Raw genomic sequence first — 13,420 nt, 5'->3', positions numbered from 1 at the left:
TCAACGCAATATCCTTTCCAGCCGGCGGCTGATGTCTTCCAGGCCTTCTTCGGCTGTCAGCGAGCCCGCCAGCACGGCGGAAGTCGATATGCGCAGCACGTCCGATACCTGGGCGTAGCGCGGGGTCAGCGGACGTGACTTGGCGCCCATCAGGGCAGGTTTGGCATTGTTGAGCCAGGGAATGATGGCCTGGACATCCGCGTCGTCATAAAGCGAAAGGTAAGGCGGCAGCAGCGCGCCTTGCAGGGTGATGTAGCGCACGCTTTCAGGCGATGCCAAGAAGCGCAGGAAGTCGGCTGTCTGCGCCTTGTTGCGCGAATAGTTGGAGAGCGCCCACTGCCAGCCGCCCAGGCAGGTGGCATGTTCCCCGTCTTGCATCGCTGGCATGCGGATGATGCCGACCTTGTCCTTGACGCGAGAGTCCGCGTCGTTCTGGAACACGCCCCAGGCGAACCCCCAGTTGATCGCGAAAATGGCATTGCCGGCCTTGAATGTATTGACGGTGTCGCCGGTCTTGACCTCGGCAACGTGGCGGCGGATCACGTTCTTCTCGATCAGGCCTTTCCACAGTTGCAGGCTGCGCAATGCCGCGGGTTTATCCAGCGCCAGCTTGCCGTTGGCATCCAGGATATCTTTGCCCTGGCTCCAGTAAGGCAGCAAAAAGCTGCACACCGTGCCTTCAATCGGCGCGCCCTGGATAGAAAGTCCTTGCAGGAGAGGCTTTTTCTCTTGCTTGAGGATGGTCTGCGCGGCAGTTTCCAGCTCCTGCCAGGTTTGCGGTGGGGCGATGCCGTATTGCGACAGCAGATCCTTGCGGTAGTACATGAACATGGCGTCGGTTACCGCAGGCAAGGTGTAGAGCTTGTCCTTGACCAGGTTGGTCTGGCGGTAGACCGGCAGGCCGTCGGCCAGCAATTTTTCCCTTTCTTCGCCGAAATAGGGGTCGAGAGGCGCAATCCAGCCCGCAGTGGCAAACTGGTATGGATGGACGATATCCAGCATCAAGGCATCAAAGCTCGGGTCGTGCGCATTGAGCAGTACGGAAAGGTATTTGCGTTGCAGCTCGGAAGTGGAGGCCCCGCTGCCGATTTCTATGCGGATGCCGGGATGGCTGGCCTCATAGCGGTCAGCCAATGTGCGGAATAAATCCGGGCGCTGCGCTGCGCCGCCGATGAAGACGCGCAGCACGGTTTCTGCCTGCGCCGGGATTGCCGTCAGCAGGAGCAGGCACAGGCCAATGATGCGCAATGGGGGGGTGATGCTCATCACGCTACCTGCTCCGCACTGCTGGCTTGGCTGGTGGTAAGGCGAATGCCGCTATTGCTGTCAAACCAGTGGAGGTTGGCATAGGCGACATGGACTTGCAGATTTTGCCCGTTCGATATGGACTGGTTGCCTGGAAAGCGGGCCTGCACGGTGTATTGCTCAAGATTCGCCGTAGGCTGTTCCAGGCGCAATGTGGCAATGGTCTCGGAACCCAGCGGTTCGACTAGCTCAACCGCAGCGTTCAGGAGCAGGCCTGGCTGGCCATTGAGGGTAGAGTCGTTGATGCGCAAGTGTTCCGGCCGGATGCCGAGCGTAATTTCCTTTTCCGAAGTGTTTTCCAGAGGATGGGTAGGCAATGCCTGCCCTGCGATGAACGCTGTGGCGTTTCCGGCTGACCACTGCAAAGGCAGTGTGAGCAGGTTCATTGGCGGCGCACCCATGAAGCCTGCGACAAATGTCGTGGCCGGGAATTGGTAGATTTCCGCAGGCGTGCCCAGCTGCTCTATACGGCCATGGTTGATGACGGCGATGCGGTCGGCCAGTGTCATCGCCTCCACCTGGTCATGCGTGACGTAGATCATGGTTTTGCCCAGGCGCTGGTGCAGGCGCTTGATCTCCATGCGCATCTCGGTGCGCAGCTTGGCATCCAGATTGGATAGTGGCTCGTCAAACAGGAAAAGTTGGGCTTCGCGTACGAGCGCACGGCCGATGGCGACGCGCTGGCGCTGGCCGCCGGAAAGGGCAGCAGGCTTGCGTTGCAACAAGCCTGTCAGCTGCAGCAGATCGGCGGCGGCATGTACCTTTTGCTGGATTTCATGCTTTTGGGTGCCGCGGATGCTGAGGCCGAAGGCCAGATTGTCATAAACGGTCTTGTGCGGATATAGTGCGTAGTCCTGGAACACAAGGGCCATGTTGCGTTCGCGCGGAGGCAGGCGGTTGATGCTGCGGCCGTCGAGGATTACTTGGCCTTCGTCGGCTTCTTCCAGGCCGGCCAGGATGCGCAGCAGCGTGGACTTGCCGCAACCCGAAGGACCGACCAGGACGATGAACTCGCCCGAAGCGATATCGAGGTCGATTTCCTTAAGGATGACCGTCTGGGCAAAGCGTTTGCCCAATCGCTGCAGGCTAAGCTTGGCCATATCTTCCCGACTGCGGCGTAAAGGTGTGCGCGGTGTTCAAGAAGAGCTTGCCTCTCCCCATAAACGAATGTTTTGAATTTTGAATAAACACTGATAATCTCGCTGATGTTACCGGTAACATTGAGAAAAGTTTGGGCAAGTCTTTGTATGCTGTCAAAGAATTAAATAAAAAATAAATAGTTAAAAATGTTATATAGAAAAGAGATAAACAAGCATGTCGGGTAAGCGCAAGGGCCTGGGAAGGGCAACGGTTCATGACGTTGCCAAGCTGGCGGGTGTGTCTTCAATTACGGTCTCGCGTTATTTCAAGCAGCCGGAAATCGTGTCCCAGGCATTGCGTGACCGCATTGCCGAGGCAGTCAAGGCCTTGGATTACCTCCCCAATCATGCCGCGGGTGGCCTGGCTTCTACCCGGGGGCGCATCGTGGCGATGGTGATCCCCAATATTTCCGGCCCCATTTTTGCCAATACCATCCAGAGTTTCAGCGATGAATTGAACCGGCATGGATACCAACTGCTGCTTGCTTCCAGCTATTTCTCCGTGGAAAAGGAAGAGGATGCCGTGCGCGCGTTCCTCGGCTGGTCTCCCGCAGCCCTGGTACTGACCAGCCAGTACCATTCCGAGGGCACGGAGCGGCTGATTGCAAAGGCCACCATGCCTGTGGTGGAAACCTGGGATTACGTGCCCGAACGCAAGCCTGTGCAGGTTGGTTTCTCTCATATTGATGTCGGGCGGCAATCGGTAGAGTATTTACATGGCAAGGGTTATAAACGGATCGCATTTGTGCAGAACAGCCTGATCGGCGACTTGAGCGCACTGGACCGGCGCGATGGTTATATCGCCCGCATGACCGAACATGGCCTGGAACCCTGGGTATTTGTGCCTACCCAGGCAGACCCGTTCGAGGCAGGCCGGCAGGCGGTCAATTCCTTGTTGTTGCGCAAGCAACCCGCCGAGGCGATCATCTTTGCCAACGACAACCTGGCAGCGGGCGGCATGCTCGCAGGGGCGCGTGCCGGTATGCGTTTTCCGGAGGATTGCGCCATCTTCGGTTTCGGCAATTATGCTTTTTCCGAGATGCTGCTGCCCAGCCTGACCACCATACGTCCGCCTGCCAGGGAGATCGGCGAGGTGGCGGCCTTGCGGATATTGCAGGCATTGGGAGAAGCGGCTGCTGAAGGTCCGCTTAAACACCTCAACCTGCTCGACTGTGAATTGATTGCGCGAGAGAGCGCTTGAATTTTGATGAATTGAAGGAGTGAGTAATGACTTACCAGGCCAATGCCAGCCGTTATGACCAGATGCAATACCGCCGCTGTGGCAACAGCGGGCTCAAGCTACCGCTGTTGTCGCTGGGCTTGTGGCATAACTTTGGCGACAACACCAATATTGCCGTGCAGCGCGATATGCTGTGCACCGCTTTCGACCTCGGCATTACCCATTTCGACCTCGCCAACAACTACGGCCCGCCGTATGGCAGCGCGGAAGCCAATTTTGGGCAGATATTCAAGCAGGACTTCCGGCCCTACCGCGACGAACTCATCATTTCCACCAAGGCGGGCTGGGACATGTGGCCTGGCCCTTATGGCCAGGGCGGCGGTTCGCGCAAATACTTGCTTGCTAGCCTCGACCAGAGTTTGCAGCGTATGGGTCTGGACTATGTGGATATTTTCTACTCCCACCGCTTCGATGCGGAAACGCCTCTCGAGGAAACCATGGGCGCCCTGGCCAGTGCAGTGCAGCAAGGCAAAGCGCTATATGTGGGCATATCGTCGTATTCTCCAGCCAAAACACTGGAAGCTTCCCGGCTGTTACGGGAATGGAAAGTGCCTTGCCTGATCCATCAGCCTTCCTACAATCTGTTGAACCGCTGGATAGAGAAAGACCTGCTTGCCACCCTGCAGCAGGAAGGCATGGGCTGTATCACTTTTACAGCCCTGGCGCAGGGGCTGCTTTCAGACAAGTACCTCAACGGTATCCCGCAGGATGCACGTATCAATCGCCCCGGTGGTAATTCCATCCAAGCTAGCCACCTGAGCGAGGAAAACCTCAACCACATCCGCGGACTCAACCAGATCGCCTTGCAGCGCGGCCAATCCCTCGCGCAGATGGCGCTGGCCTGGGTGTTGCGCGACGAACGGGTGACTTCCACCTTGATCGGTGCCAGCAATAGCCGGCAAATCCACGAGAATGTCGCCGCATTGCAGAATCTTGCATTTTCACAGGAAGAGCTTGCAGCCATAGACTCGCTTGCCCAGGAAGGCGGCATTGATTTATGGGCGGGTTCCTCCAGCGAATGGAAATAGTCATGATGTAATGTTTTAAGGCAAGGTGGAGAACAATCACTGGCTTTTCTGTATCATGCGCATATATCGCTGGCTGGTTGCAGCTGCGGAGTTAAGCAAAGCTAAAATTCCACCTGATGATAGAAACTGACCGTTTAATCGCCCCCTCTCCCCAAAGCCCGCAGGAAGAAGCGCTGGAGCGTGCCTTGCGTCCCAAGGTGCTGGATGAGTATGTGGGGCAGGAAAAGGCCCGCTCGCAGCTGGAGATTTTCATCAATGCTGCGCGCGGCCGCTCGGAGGCGCTCGACCATGTGTTGTTGTTCGGGCCGCCCGGCCTGGGCAAGACCACGCTTGCGCACATCATCGCCAAGGAAATGGGCGTCAATATGCGCCAGACCTCGGGGCCGGTGCTGGAACGTGCGGGCGACCTTGCCGCTCTGCTCACCAACCTCGAGCCCAACGATGTGCTGTTCATCGACGAGATTCACAGGCTGTCTCCCGTAGTCGAGGAAATCCTCTATCCGGCAATGGAAGACTACCGCCTCGACATCATGATAGGCGAAGGCCCGGCGGCACGCTCCGTGCGCCTGGACCTGCCGCCATTCACCCTGGTCGGGGCTACCACCCGCGCCGGTATGCTGACTAATCCATTGCGGGACCGTTTTGGCATAGTGTCGCGCCTGGAGTTTTACACTTCTGAAGAGCTGTCACGCATTGTTTATCGTTCAGCCGGCTTGCTTGAAGTTTCCATGCAACAGGAAGGCGCCCTGGAAATCGCGCGCCGCTCGCGTGGCACGCCGCGTATCGCCAACCGCTTGCTGCGCCGTGTAAGGGATTATGCGCAAGTGAAGTCGGATGGGGTGGTGACCCCTGAAATCGCGGACGCCGCCCTGAAGATGCTGGATGTGGACAAGCTGGGCTTCGACGTCATGGACCGCAAGCTGTTGCTGGCTGTGCTCGAGAAGTTCGACGGCGGTCCGGTCGGCCTGGATAACCTTGCAGCGGCGATCGGCGAGGAGCGCGACACCATCGAAGACGTGCTTGAGCCCTACCTGATCCAGCAGGGCTACCTCATGCGCACCCCGCGCGGACGTATCGCCACCCAGCAGGCTTACCAGCATTTCGGTCTGGCAGTGCCAGGAAAACTCGGTACAGGAGAGCTCTGGCAGCAATGAGTGCAAGCAGGGAGTTCCGTTGGCCGATACGTGTTTACTATGAGGATACAGACAGTGGCGGCGTGGTCTACCACGCCAACTACCTTAAGTTCATGGAGCGTGCGCGTACCGAATTCCTGCGCAGCCTGGGTTTCGGCCAGGCGGAACTAAGAGGTGATCTCGGAGTCTTGTTTGTCGTGCGCAGCCTTGCGTTACAATACCGCCGTCCCGCACGTTTTGACGATGCGCTTGAAGTCGTCACGCGTCTCAAGGAGTTCGGACGCAGTCTTATGAAATTCGAGCAGAAGATATATCGCGGCGATGAACTCCTGATCGACGCCACGGTGGATATTGTCTGTATCGATGCCGAGCAGTTCAGGCCGGTGACCATTCCGGCAGTTGTGCGAAATATGATCGATCCTGTGAGATCAAACCCTACGGAGCTTGAATGAACCCTACTGAAGACATGTCGTTTATATCGCTGATCAGCGGTGCCAGCGTGCCGGTACAGATCGTGATGGTCTTGCTGCTGCTCACTTCGCTGGTTTCATGGTGGTACATCTTCATTAAGTTTTTCTCCATTCGCAGCGCCGACCGTGAAGCCGAGGAGTTCGAGCGCGTGTTCTGGAAAGGAGGCGACCTCAACCAGCTCTACGAGAGCGTCACTTCCGGCCGCCGCAATGTGCAAGGGCTGGCCAGCATTTTCGAGGCTGGCTTCAAGGAATATGCGCGCCTCAAGCGCCAATCCAGCCTGGATGCCGGCGATGTTACCGAAGGCGCACGCCGCGCCATGCGCGCAGCCTATAACCGCGAGATGGACGAACTGGACTCTCATCTGCCTTTCCTTGCCTCGGTGGGTTCCGTGAGTCCTTACGTTGGTTTGTTCGGTACTGTGTGGGGCATCATGAATGCCTTCCGCGGGCTTGCCAACATGGCGCAGGCTACCCTTTCCCATGTGGCGCCTGGGATTGCCGAGGCGCTGGTGGCAACCGCTATCGGCCTGTTTGCTGCAATTCCTGCCGTGATTGCCTATAACCGTTTCACTGCCTCGGCAGATCGACTTGCCGTGCGCTACGAAAGCTTTATCGAAGAATTTACCAATATCCTGCAACGCAAGGCATAAGGAGGTCGTGATGAGCCGCCGCAAATCCCGCCGCCTGATGAACCAGATCAACGTCGTCCCCTATATTGACGTTACGCTGGTGTTATTAGTGATTTTCATGGTGACAGCGCCTATGACCAACCCCGGGGTTGTCGAGTTGCCCCAGGTCGGGCAGACGCTCAAGCAGGCAGCTGCGCCTATCGTGATTACGGTCAAGGCGGATGGCCGGGCTGAGCTCGAAAGCAAGGTCATGGAGCGCGACCAGTTGCTGTTCGAGGTTAAGAACCAGGTTGAAAAGACGCCCGACCGTGCCATCGTGATTGCTGCGGATAAAAACGTGCAATACGACAAGGTGGTGACCTTGATGGATAGCCTCAAGCAATACAAGGTCGGTCTTCTGCTCAAGCCAGCCAACTGATTAATGAAATCACGTAAAGCCAACCCTTATAAAGCGCGCGCCGCTGCACTTGCCCTGCTGGTGCATTTGCTGCTGGCGGTTGTGTTTCTGGTGTCATTCGACTGGAAAACCCAGCAGCCAGTCATGGTGGCACAGGTGGAGCTATGGGAAAATCTGCCTGCAGATAAGCCGGTGGCCAAGCCGCCACAGCCTGAACCTGTTCCGGAGCCGCCCAAACCCGAGTCAAAGCCGGAACCGCAACCCGAGCCCAAACCTGAACCCAAGCCAGAGCCCGCACCGGAACCGGAGCCCCAGGCTGAAATACAGGTAAAGAAAGAACCTGAAAAGCCCAAGCCGGAAAAGAAACCTGAACCGAAAAAACCCGAGAAAAAACCTGAACCCAAGAAGCCCGAACCTAAAAAGCCGGAGCCCAAGAAAGAGGACAAGGTCAAGCTGGATGAGTTGAAAAAGTTACAGCAGGAGCTGCTTGAAGAAAACTCGCAGCCTGCGCCTGCGCCTGCGCAAAAGCAGGGGCCAGCCCAGGCCGGTGCCAATGCAGCCGACCAGAGCGAGATTGATAAATATATCGGCCAGATTCAGGCCAAGATCAAGCGCAACGTCAACCGCCAGCTTTGTGGCACTGGCAAGCCGGAACTTGAGGTTGGCATCAGCTTGATGCCAACAGGCGAGGTCATTGGGGTGCCCCGCATATTGAAGAGCAGCGGGCTGCCTGCCTGCGATGAAGCAATTGAGCGGGCGATCTTGCAGGCCCAGCCGTTGCCTGTACCATCGCAGCCCGAGCTGTTTTCACGCTTCCGCGATCTCAGGCTCAAGTTCCGCCCTAACGAAGATAACTAAAGCTGATAGAGGTTAACTACCAATAAGCAGCAAGCGCCCATAGCAAGTGTATGGGCGAATTGATAGAATGTGCGCTTAACCGTCGGGGAACTTTGCATTATTTTACTGCCCTAAACAACGATGAACAAATTACGCTTATTACTCAGTCTCTTAGTTTTATTCCTGCCACTCGGTGCCCATGCTGCCCTGACCGTTGAAATTGTCGGCGGCGCTGCCCAGCAAATCCCGATTGCTGTCGTGCCTTTCGCCCAGCAGACGCCAGTCCCCGGCCAGCAGGACACCATTGCCAATGTGATCGGTGCCGATCTGCGGCGAAGCGGCTTGTTCCGTGTGCTGGAAACTCGCGGGGTTGCCAACCAGCCTGGTGGGGACATCAATCAGGTCAACTATGCTGATTGGGCCGCAATCCAGGCGCAGGCGCTGACCATCGGCAATGTGGAGGCCTTGCCTGACAACCGCCTCAAGGTCTCTTTCCGCTTGCTTGATGTTTATAAGCAAAACCAGCTGGTTGGCATGGAATACAACATTACGCCAGCGCAGTTACGCATGACAGCCCATAAAATTGCGGACGTGATATACCAGAAGCTCACTGGCGAGCAGGGCGTGTTTGCTACCCGCATCGCTTATGTCAGCAAGTCTGGCGGCCGTTATGCACTGCAAGTAGCGGATTCCGACGGTTACAACCCGCAGACCGTGGTTTCTTCTGCCGAACCCATCATTTCGCCAGTCTGGTCGCCGGACGGCACCAAGCTGGCGTATGTGTCGTTTGAAAAGAAAAAGCCGATTGTCTATGTGCAATCCCTGATATCCGGGCAGCGCACCGTATTGGCTAACTTCAAGGGCAATAACAGTGCGCCTTCCTGGTCGCCTGACGGCAAACGGCTTGCTATTGTGCTGACCTATGCAGCCAATTCGCAGATCTACGCTATTAATGCGGATGGCACTGGCTTGCAGCAATTGACCCGCACCAGTGCAATCGATACCGAGCCTACCTGGTCGCCCGATGGCCGCTATATCTATTTCACTTCCGATCGTGGCGGCAGTCCACAAATCTACCGCATGCCAACCACTGGCGGTGAAGCAAGTCGCATGACGTTTGAAGGGGGATATGTTGTAAGTCCGCGTATTTCTCCGGATGGCAAGTCTCTTGCTTATATCCGCCGTGACGAAGGCAAGTTCAAGGTCGCCTTGCAGGATTTACAGTCTGGCCAAGTGCAAATTCTCAGTGATGGTGCCAAGGATGAATCTCCCAGCTTTGCTCCGAATGGCCGCATGATATTGCATGCTACCCGTATTGGCGCGCGCGGAGCCTTGGCTGCGGTTTCTGCCGATGGCAAGGTGAAGCAACGCCTGAGCGAAAGCGGCGGCGATGTGCGCGAGCCTGCCTGGGGACCTATCGTCAATCAGTAAATGATTTTGGTAATAACAAGCAAGTTATTGTAAAAACGGCCGTTATGACTTATCGCCGGGCGTTTTTGTAACAACAGGCAAGTTTGTAGTGCTGTAACAGTTGATGGTGTGTCTTACATAATCTAAAGGAGAGAACAAAGTGAACAAAAATATAGTGATGAGCGTTCTGCTGGTTGCAATGTTGGCAGCCTGCTCCAGCAAAGCAGTCAAGGAAACCCCACAAGCGGCTGTTGAGGACAAGAGTCCGGTAACGACTCAAAGCACCACCAGCAGTGATTCAGCCACCAGTGGTGTTTCCGATTCTTCCCTGGCTAGCAATCCGCTGAAGGATCCCAACAACATCCTGTCCAAGCGTAATGTGTACTTCGACTTTGACAGCGATGCGATCAAGTCAGAATATCGTCCATTGATCGAAGCGCATGCGCAATACCTGTCCTCGCACAGCGATGCCAAGGTGTTCCTGCAAGGCAATACCGATGATCGTGGTACGCGCGAGTACAACCTGTCGCTGGGTCAACGCCGTGCTGTTGCCGTCAAAAAGGTGCTGAACCTCCTCGGCGTGCAGGATGCGCAGATTGAGACCGTGAGCTTCGGCAAGGAAAAGGCAAATGCTGCTTGTGCTGATGAGACTTGCTGGCAGCAGGATCGCCGTGTAGATATTCTGTACCAAGGCGAGTAATTCATCATGCAGCGTTCACTGGTTCTGGTTCTAGCAGGATTTCTCTCACTGCCTTATTTGGCGCAAGCTGCACTGTTCGGCGATGATGAAGCAAGAAAAAAGATCGCTGATCTGCAGCAGCAGGTGCAGAGCCAGAATCAGGAAACGCAAGCCGCATTGGATGAGTTGAAAAAAAGCCAGCAGGCCTTGGAAACCAGAAGCCAGGGCATGCTGGACTTAATGGGCCAGATTGACAGGCTCAATCAGGAAATAAGCCGCCTCAAGGGCGAGCTTGAAGTTGTTAATCACAATGTTGAAAATACCCAGCAACGTCAGCGTGATTTGTATGCTGACACTGATGGCCGCTTGCGCAAGCTGGAAGAAGGCGGCGTACCTGCATCAGCCAATGGCTCTGAGGGTGAAGGAGCAGCTGATGCTGCAGGCAATGGCGACAACCCTGAGGCGCGTGATTTGGAGGCTGCCAAGGCACTCGCCGCATCAGGCAAGTTCAAGGAAGCATTTGATGCTTATAGCAAGTTTCTGCAGGCGCACCCTGGCTCTCCGCTAGTGCCGGATGCCTTGCTAGGCCTGGGCAGTGCCCAGTTCTCGTTGAAGAACTATAAAGCCTCTATCAATACCCAGCAAAAACTGGTTTCGCAGTACGGCAATAGCGATAAGGTGCCGGATGCCTTGTTCAGCATTGCCAATAGCCAGATCCAGCTTTCCGAGGTGGACAATGCCAAGAAGACCTTGCACAGCCTGCTGGATAAATTCCCCAATCACGAGCTGGCCCCGAGTGCCAAACGGCGCCTGAACGTGCTGGACTCCATCAAGTCCAGATAGCTTTCCCGTGTTGCGCATCCACGAAATATTCCACTCCCTGCAAGGGGAGTCGTCACGTGTTGGCATGCCTACCGTTTTTGTGCGGCTGACCGGCTGCCCGATGCGCTGCGTCTATTGTGATACCGAATACGCCTTCAAGGGCGGCAGCAATATGTCCCTCGACGATATCATGGCGCAGGTTGAGAGCTATGGCGCCAAGTATGTCTGCGTCACAGGCGGCGAGCCGCTGGCGCAAAAGAAGGAATGCCTCAAGCTGCTCAAGCGCTTGTGCGACGAGGGTTACGAAGTTTCACTTGAAACTGGCGGCGCTATTGCCACCGATGGCGTGGATGAGCGCGTCGCCGTGATCCTGGATATCAAGACGCCTGGTTCGGGCGAGCTGGCCAAGAATAAATGGGAAAACCTGCAACGGCTCAAGCCCAATGACGAAATCAAGTTTGTGCTCTGCAGCCGCGAGGATTATGACTGGGCCAAGCAGTTGCTAGCCGAGCATGCCCTCAATGAGAAATGCCAGGTGATATTCTCTCCGGTGTTCAGCCAGGTCACGCCTACCGATCTTGCCGACTGGGTGCTTGCCGATAGGCTGCCTGTGCGCATGCAGGTGCAACTGCACAAGATTCTCTGGGGCGAGACCCCAGGCAAGTAAGAGCGCCTAGCCAAGACCGCTTCGCTGAGTTTTGTTAGCCGCTCTGAATTAGCCGCCCAGCGCTGGTGGAAAGTCCTTCTAGGAAAAAATCATGAGTAAGAAAGCCGTAGTGCTATTATCAGGCGGGCTGGATTCCGCCACCGTGCTCGCCATTGCGCGTAGCGAGGGCTATGAGTCCTATTGTCTGAGTTTGGATTATCACCAGCGCCATCGTGCCGAGTTGCACGCTGCCGAGAATGTCGCCAAGCTGCTTGGCGCTGCCGCGCACCGTACCGCGCAGCTCGATCTTTCCATGTTCGGCGGGTCGGCCCTCACGGACAACGCAATCGATGTCCCACAGGAGCCTACAGAGGGCATACCAGTCACTTATGTGCCTGCACGCAATACCATCATGCTTTCCCTGGCACTGGCCTGGGCAGAGGTGCTGGAGTCGCGGGATATCTTTATTGGCGTCAATGCGCTGGATTACTCGGGCTATCCTGATTGCCGCGGCGAATATGTGGAGGCTTTCCAGCGCATGGCCAACCTGGCGACCAAGAGCGCTGTTGAAGGCAAGACCATCACCGTCCATGCGCCCTTGATTGATATGACCAAAGCCGAGATTGTCACCCAGGGCACAGCGCTGGGCGTGGACTACGCCAGCACGGTTTCCTGCTACCAGGCTGACGACCACGGCCATGCCTGCGGCGTTTGCGATTCATGCCGTTTGCGCAGGCAGGGCTTTATTGCTGCAGGCCTCGCGGACCCGACACGTTATGCGGATTCGGCAAGAAATACATAATTGTCTTGCCAAGACCATAAAAAATAACGTAAAATCCGCGCCTTTCTGTCTAGTCTAAAGAGAACAAGATTATGGTGATTATTCGTCTCGCCCGCGGTGGCGCGAAGAAAGCTCCTTTTTACAGCGTTGTTGTGGCAGATTCCCGCAACCGCCGTGATGGCCGTTTCATTGAGCGTGTAGGTTTCTACAACCCTTTGGCTAAAGAAGGTCAAGAAGGCTTGCGCCTGAACGGCGAGCGTATCGCTCACTGGCGCAGCAATGGCGCGCAGCTGTCAGACAGCGTTGCCCGTCTGGTCAAGCAAGCTGCCAAAGCGGCTTAATGCCTTGCCGTTGTAAAACGGCGGGTAGCTGATTTGTGAGTGAATTAGTCATTATGGGGCGCGTTGTCGCCCCTTATGGCGTTTATGGCTGGCTGAAAATCCAGCCAGATACAGAGTACCTGGATAGCCTGTTCGATTACGACAGCTGGTGGCTGGGGCGGGGAGACCCGCAAGATGCCACGCAGTGGCGTGAACTTGAGGTTGAAAAGGCAAAAGTCCATAATGCGCTGCTTTTAGTCAAATTGGCGGGTGTGGATGACCGGGATGCGGCTTTTGCCTGCAAGGGCATGCAAGTGGCAGTGCCGCGTGATGCATTGCCTCCTGCCGGTGAAGATGAGTATTACTGGTCGGACCTGATCGGGCTGGAAGTGAAAAACCAGCAGGCAGTTGACCTGGGTAGGATTGTGGATGTGTTTGCCACCGGCGCCAACGACGTGATTGTGGTCAAAGGCGAGCGCGAGCGCTTGATTCCATTTATTGGCCAAGTGGTGCTGGAGGTTGATATGGCAGCCAAAACCATGCTGGTCGATTGGGATGCCGAGTTTTGAGCGAGGCCGAGA

Annotated in this window: 16 protein-coding genes; 14 read left to right on the top strand and 2 right to left on the bottom strand. The window is 56.1% G+C overall.

The window, feature by feature from the left end; all coding sequences use genetic code 11:
• Together LG198_RS07410 and LG198_RS07405 are read right to left on the bottom strand one after the other, a co-directional pair.
• A complete protein-coding gene (locus LG198_RS07410) occupies window positions 1-1,266 on the bottom strand; it encodes an ABC transporter substrate-binding protein (RefSeq protein ID WP_230342537.1) in 1,266 nt (421 codons plus the stop codon).
• Window positions 1,266-2,405, bottom strand: coding sequence for an ABC transporter ATP-binding protein (locus LG198_RS07405; protein WP_230342536.1), 1,140 nt, complete (start codon window positions 2,403-2,405; stop codon window positions 1,266-1,268). The genes LG198_RS07410 and LG198_RS07405 overlap by 1 nt, the downstream gene beginning before the upstream one ends.
• Before the next feature lie 214 nt (window positions 2,406-2,619).
• Between LG198_RS07405 and LG198_RS07400 the strand changes: the two genes are divergently transcribed.
• From LG198_RS07400 to rimM, 14 genes are all read left to right on the top strand, one after another.
• A complete protein-coding gene (locus LG198_RS07400; RefSeq protein ID WP_230342535.1) occupies window positions 2,620-3,645 on the top strand; it encodes a LacI family DNA-binding transcriptional regulator in 1,026 nt (341 codons plus the stop codon).
• A gap of 26 nt (window positions 3,646-3,671) precedes the next feature.
• A complete protein-coding gene (gene mgrA, locus LG198_RS07395; protein WP_230342534.1) occupies window positions 3,672-4,712 on the top strand; it encodes an L-glyceraldehyde 3-phosphate reductase in 1,041 nt (346 codons plus the stop codon).
• Window positions 4,713-4,828: 116 nt separating this feature from the next.
• Window positions 4,829-5,866 (top strand): Holliday junction branch migration DNA helicase RuvB, encoded by a 1,038-nt coding sequence (ruvB, locus tag LG198_RS07390; protein WP_230342533.1) that lies wholly within the window; start codon window positions 4,829-4,831, stop codon window positions 5,864-5,866.
• The gene (gene ybgC, locus LG198_RS07385; protein ID WP_230342532.1) at window positions 5,863-6,297 is read left to right on the top strand and encodes a tol-pal system-associated acyl-CoA thioesterase; all 435 of its coding nucleotides are present in this window, start codon (window positions 5,863-5,865) and stop codon (window positions 6,295-6,297) included. Before ruvB ends, ybgC begins: the two co-directional genes overlap by 4 nt.
• Complete coding sequence (gene tolQ / locus LG198_RS07380) at window positions 6,294-6,968, top strand: protein TolQ (protein ID WP_230342531.1); 675 nt, start codon at window positions 6,294-6,296, stop codon at window positions 6,966-6,968. Before ybgC ends, tolQ begins: the two co-directional genes overlap by 4 nt.
• 10 nt (window positions 6,969-6,978) lie before the next feature.
• Window positions 6,979-7,365, top strand: a complete 387-nt coding sequence (locus tag LG198_RS07375) for a biopolymer transporter ExbD (RefSeq protein ID WP_230342530.1) — start codon at window positions 6,979-6,981, stop codon at window positions 7,363-7,365.
• 3 nt (window positions 7,366-7,368) lie between these two features.
• Window positions 7,369-8,202 (top strand): energy transducer TonB, encoded by an 834-nt coding sequence (locus LG198_RS07370; RefSeq protein ID WP_230342529.1) that lies wholly within the window; start codon window positions 7,369-7,371, stop codon window positions 8,200-8,202.
• 120 nt (window positions 8,203-8,322) lie between these two features.
• Complete coding sequence (gene tolB / locus LG198_RS07365) at window positions 8,323-9,612, top strand: Tol-Pal system beta propeller repeat protein TolB (RefSeq protein ID WP_230342528.1); 1,290 nt, start codon at window positions 8,323-8,325, stop codon at window positions 9,610-9,612.
• A 139-nt stretch (window positions 9,613-9,751) separates the two neighbouring features.
• Window positions 9,752-10,291 carry a peptidoglycan-associated lipoprotein Pal gene (gene pal / locus LG198_RS07360; protein WP_230342527.1) on the top strand — a complete coding sequence of 180 codons (540 nt, stop codon included), beginning with the start codon at window positions 9,752-9,754 and terminating at the stop codon, window positions 10,289-10,291.
• Window positions 10,292-10,297: 6 nt separating this feature from the next.
• Window positions 10,298-11,113 (top strand): YbgF trimerization domain-containing protein, encoded by an 816-nt coding sequence (locus LG198_RS07355; protein WP_230342526.1) that lies wholly within the window; start codon window positions 10,298-10,300, stop codon window positions 11,111-11,113.
• A 7-nt stretch (window positions 11,114-11,120) separates the two neighbouring features.
• The gene (gene queE, locus LG198_RS07350) at window positions 11,121-11,759 is read left to right on the top strand and encodes a 7-carboxy-7-deazaguanine synthase QueE (RefSeq protein WP_328485085.1); all 639 of its coding nucleotides are present in this window, start codon (window positions 11,121-11,123) and stop codon (window positions 11,757-11,759) included.
• Window positions 11,760-11,850: 91 nt separating this feature from the next.
• Window positions 11,851-12,540 (top strand): 7-cyano-7-deazaguanine synthase QueC, encoded by a 690-nt coding sequence (gene queC, locus LG198_RS07345; protein ID WP_230342524.1) that lies wholly within the window; start codon window positions 11,851-11,853, stop codon window positions 12,538-12,540.
• Between the two features lie 71 nt (window positions 12,541-12,611).
• The gene (gene rpsP / locus LG198_RS07340) at window positions 12,612-12,860 is read left to right on the top strand and encodes a 30S ribosomal protein S16 (protein WP_226757799.1); all 249 of its coding nucleotides are present in this window, start codon (window positions 12,612-12,614) and stop codon (window positions 12,858-12,860) included.
• A 53-nt stretch (window positions 12,861-12,913) separates the two neighbouring features.
• Window positions 12,914-13,408, top strand: coding sequence for a ribosome maturation factor RimM (gene rimM / locus LG198_RS07335; protein ID WP_230343021.1), 495 nt, complete (start codon window positions 12,914-12,916; stop codon window positions 13,406-13,408).
• The last annotated feature ends 12 nt before the right edge of the window (window positions 13,409-13,420 follow it).

The sequence above is a fragment of the Methylobacillus arboreus genome (assembly GCF_020532725.1).
GTDB lineage: Bacteria > Pseudomonadota > Gammaproteobacteria > Burkholderiales > Methylophilaceae > Methylobacillus > Methylobacillus arboreus.
This window is presented reverse-complemented; position numbering and strand designations above follow the sequence as displayed.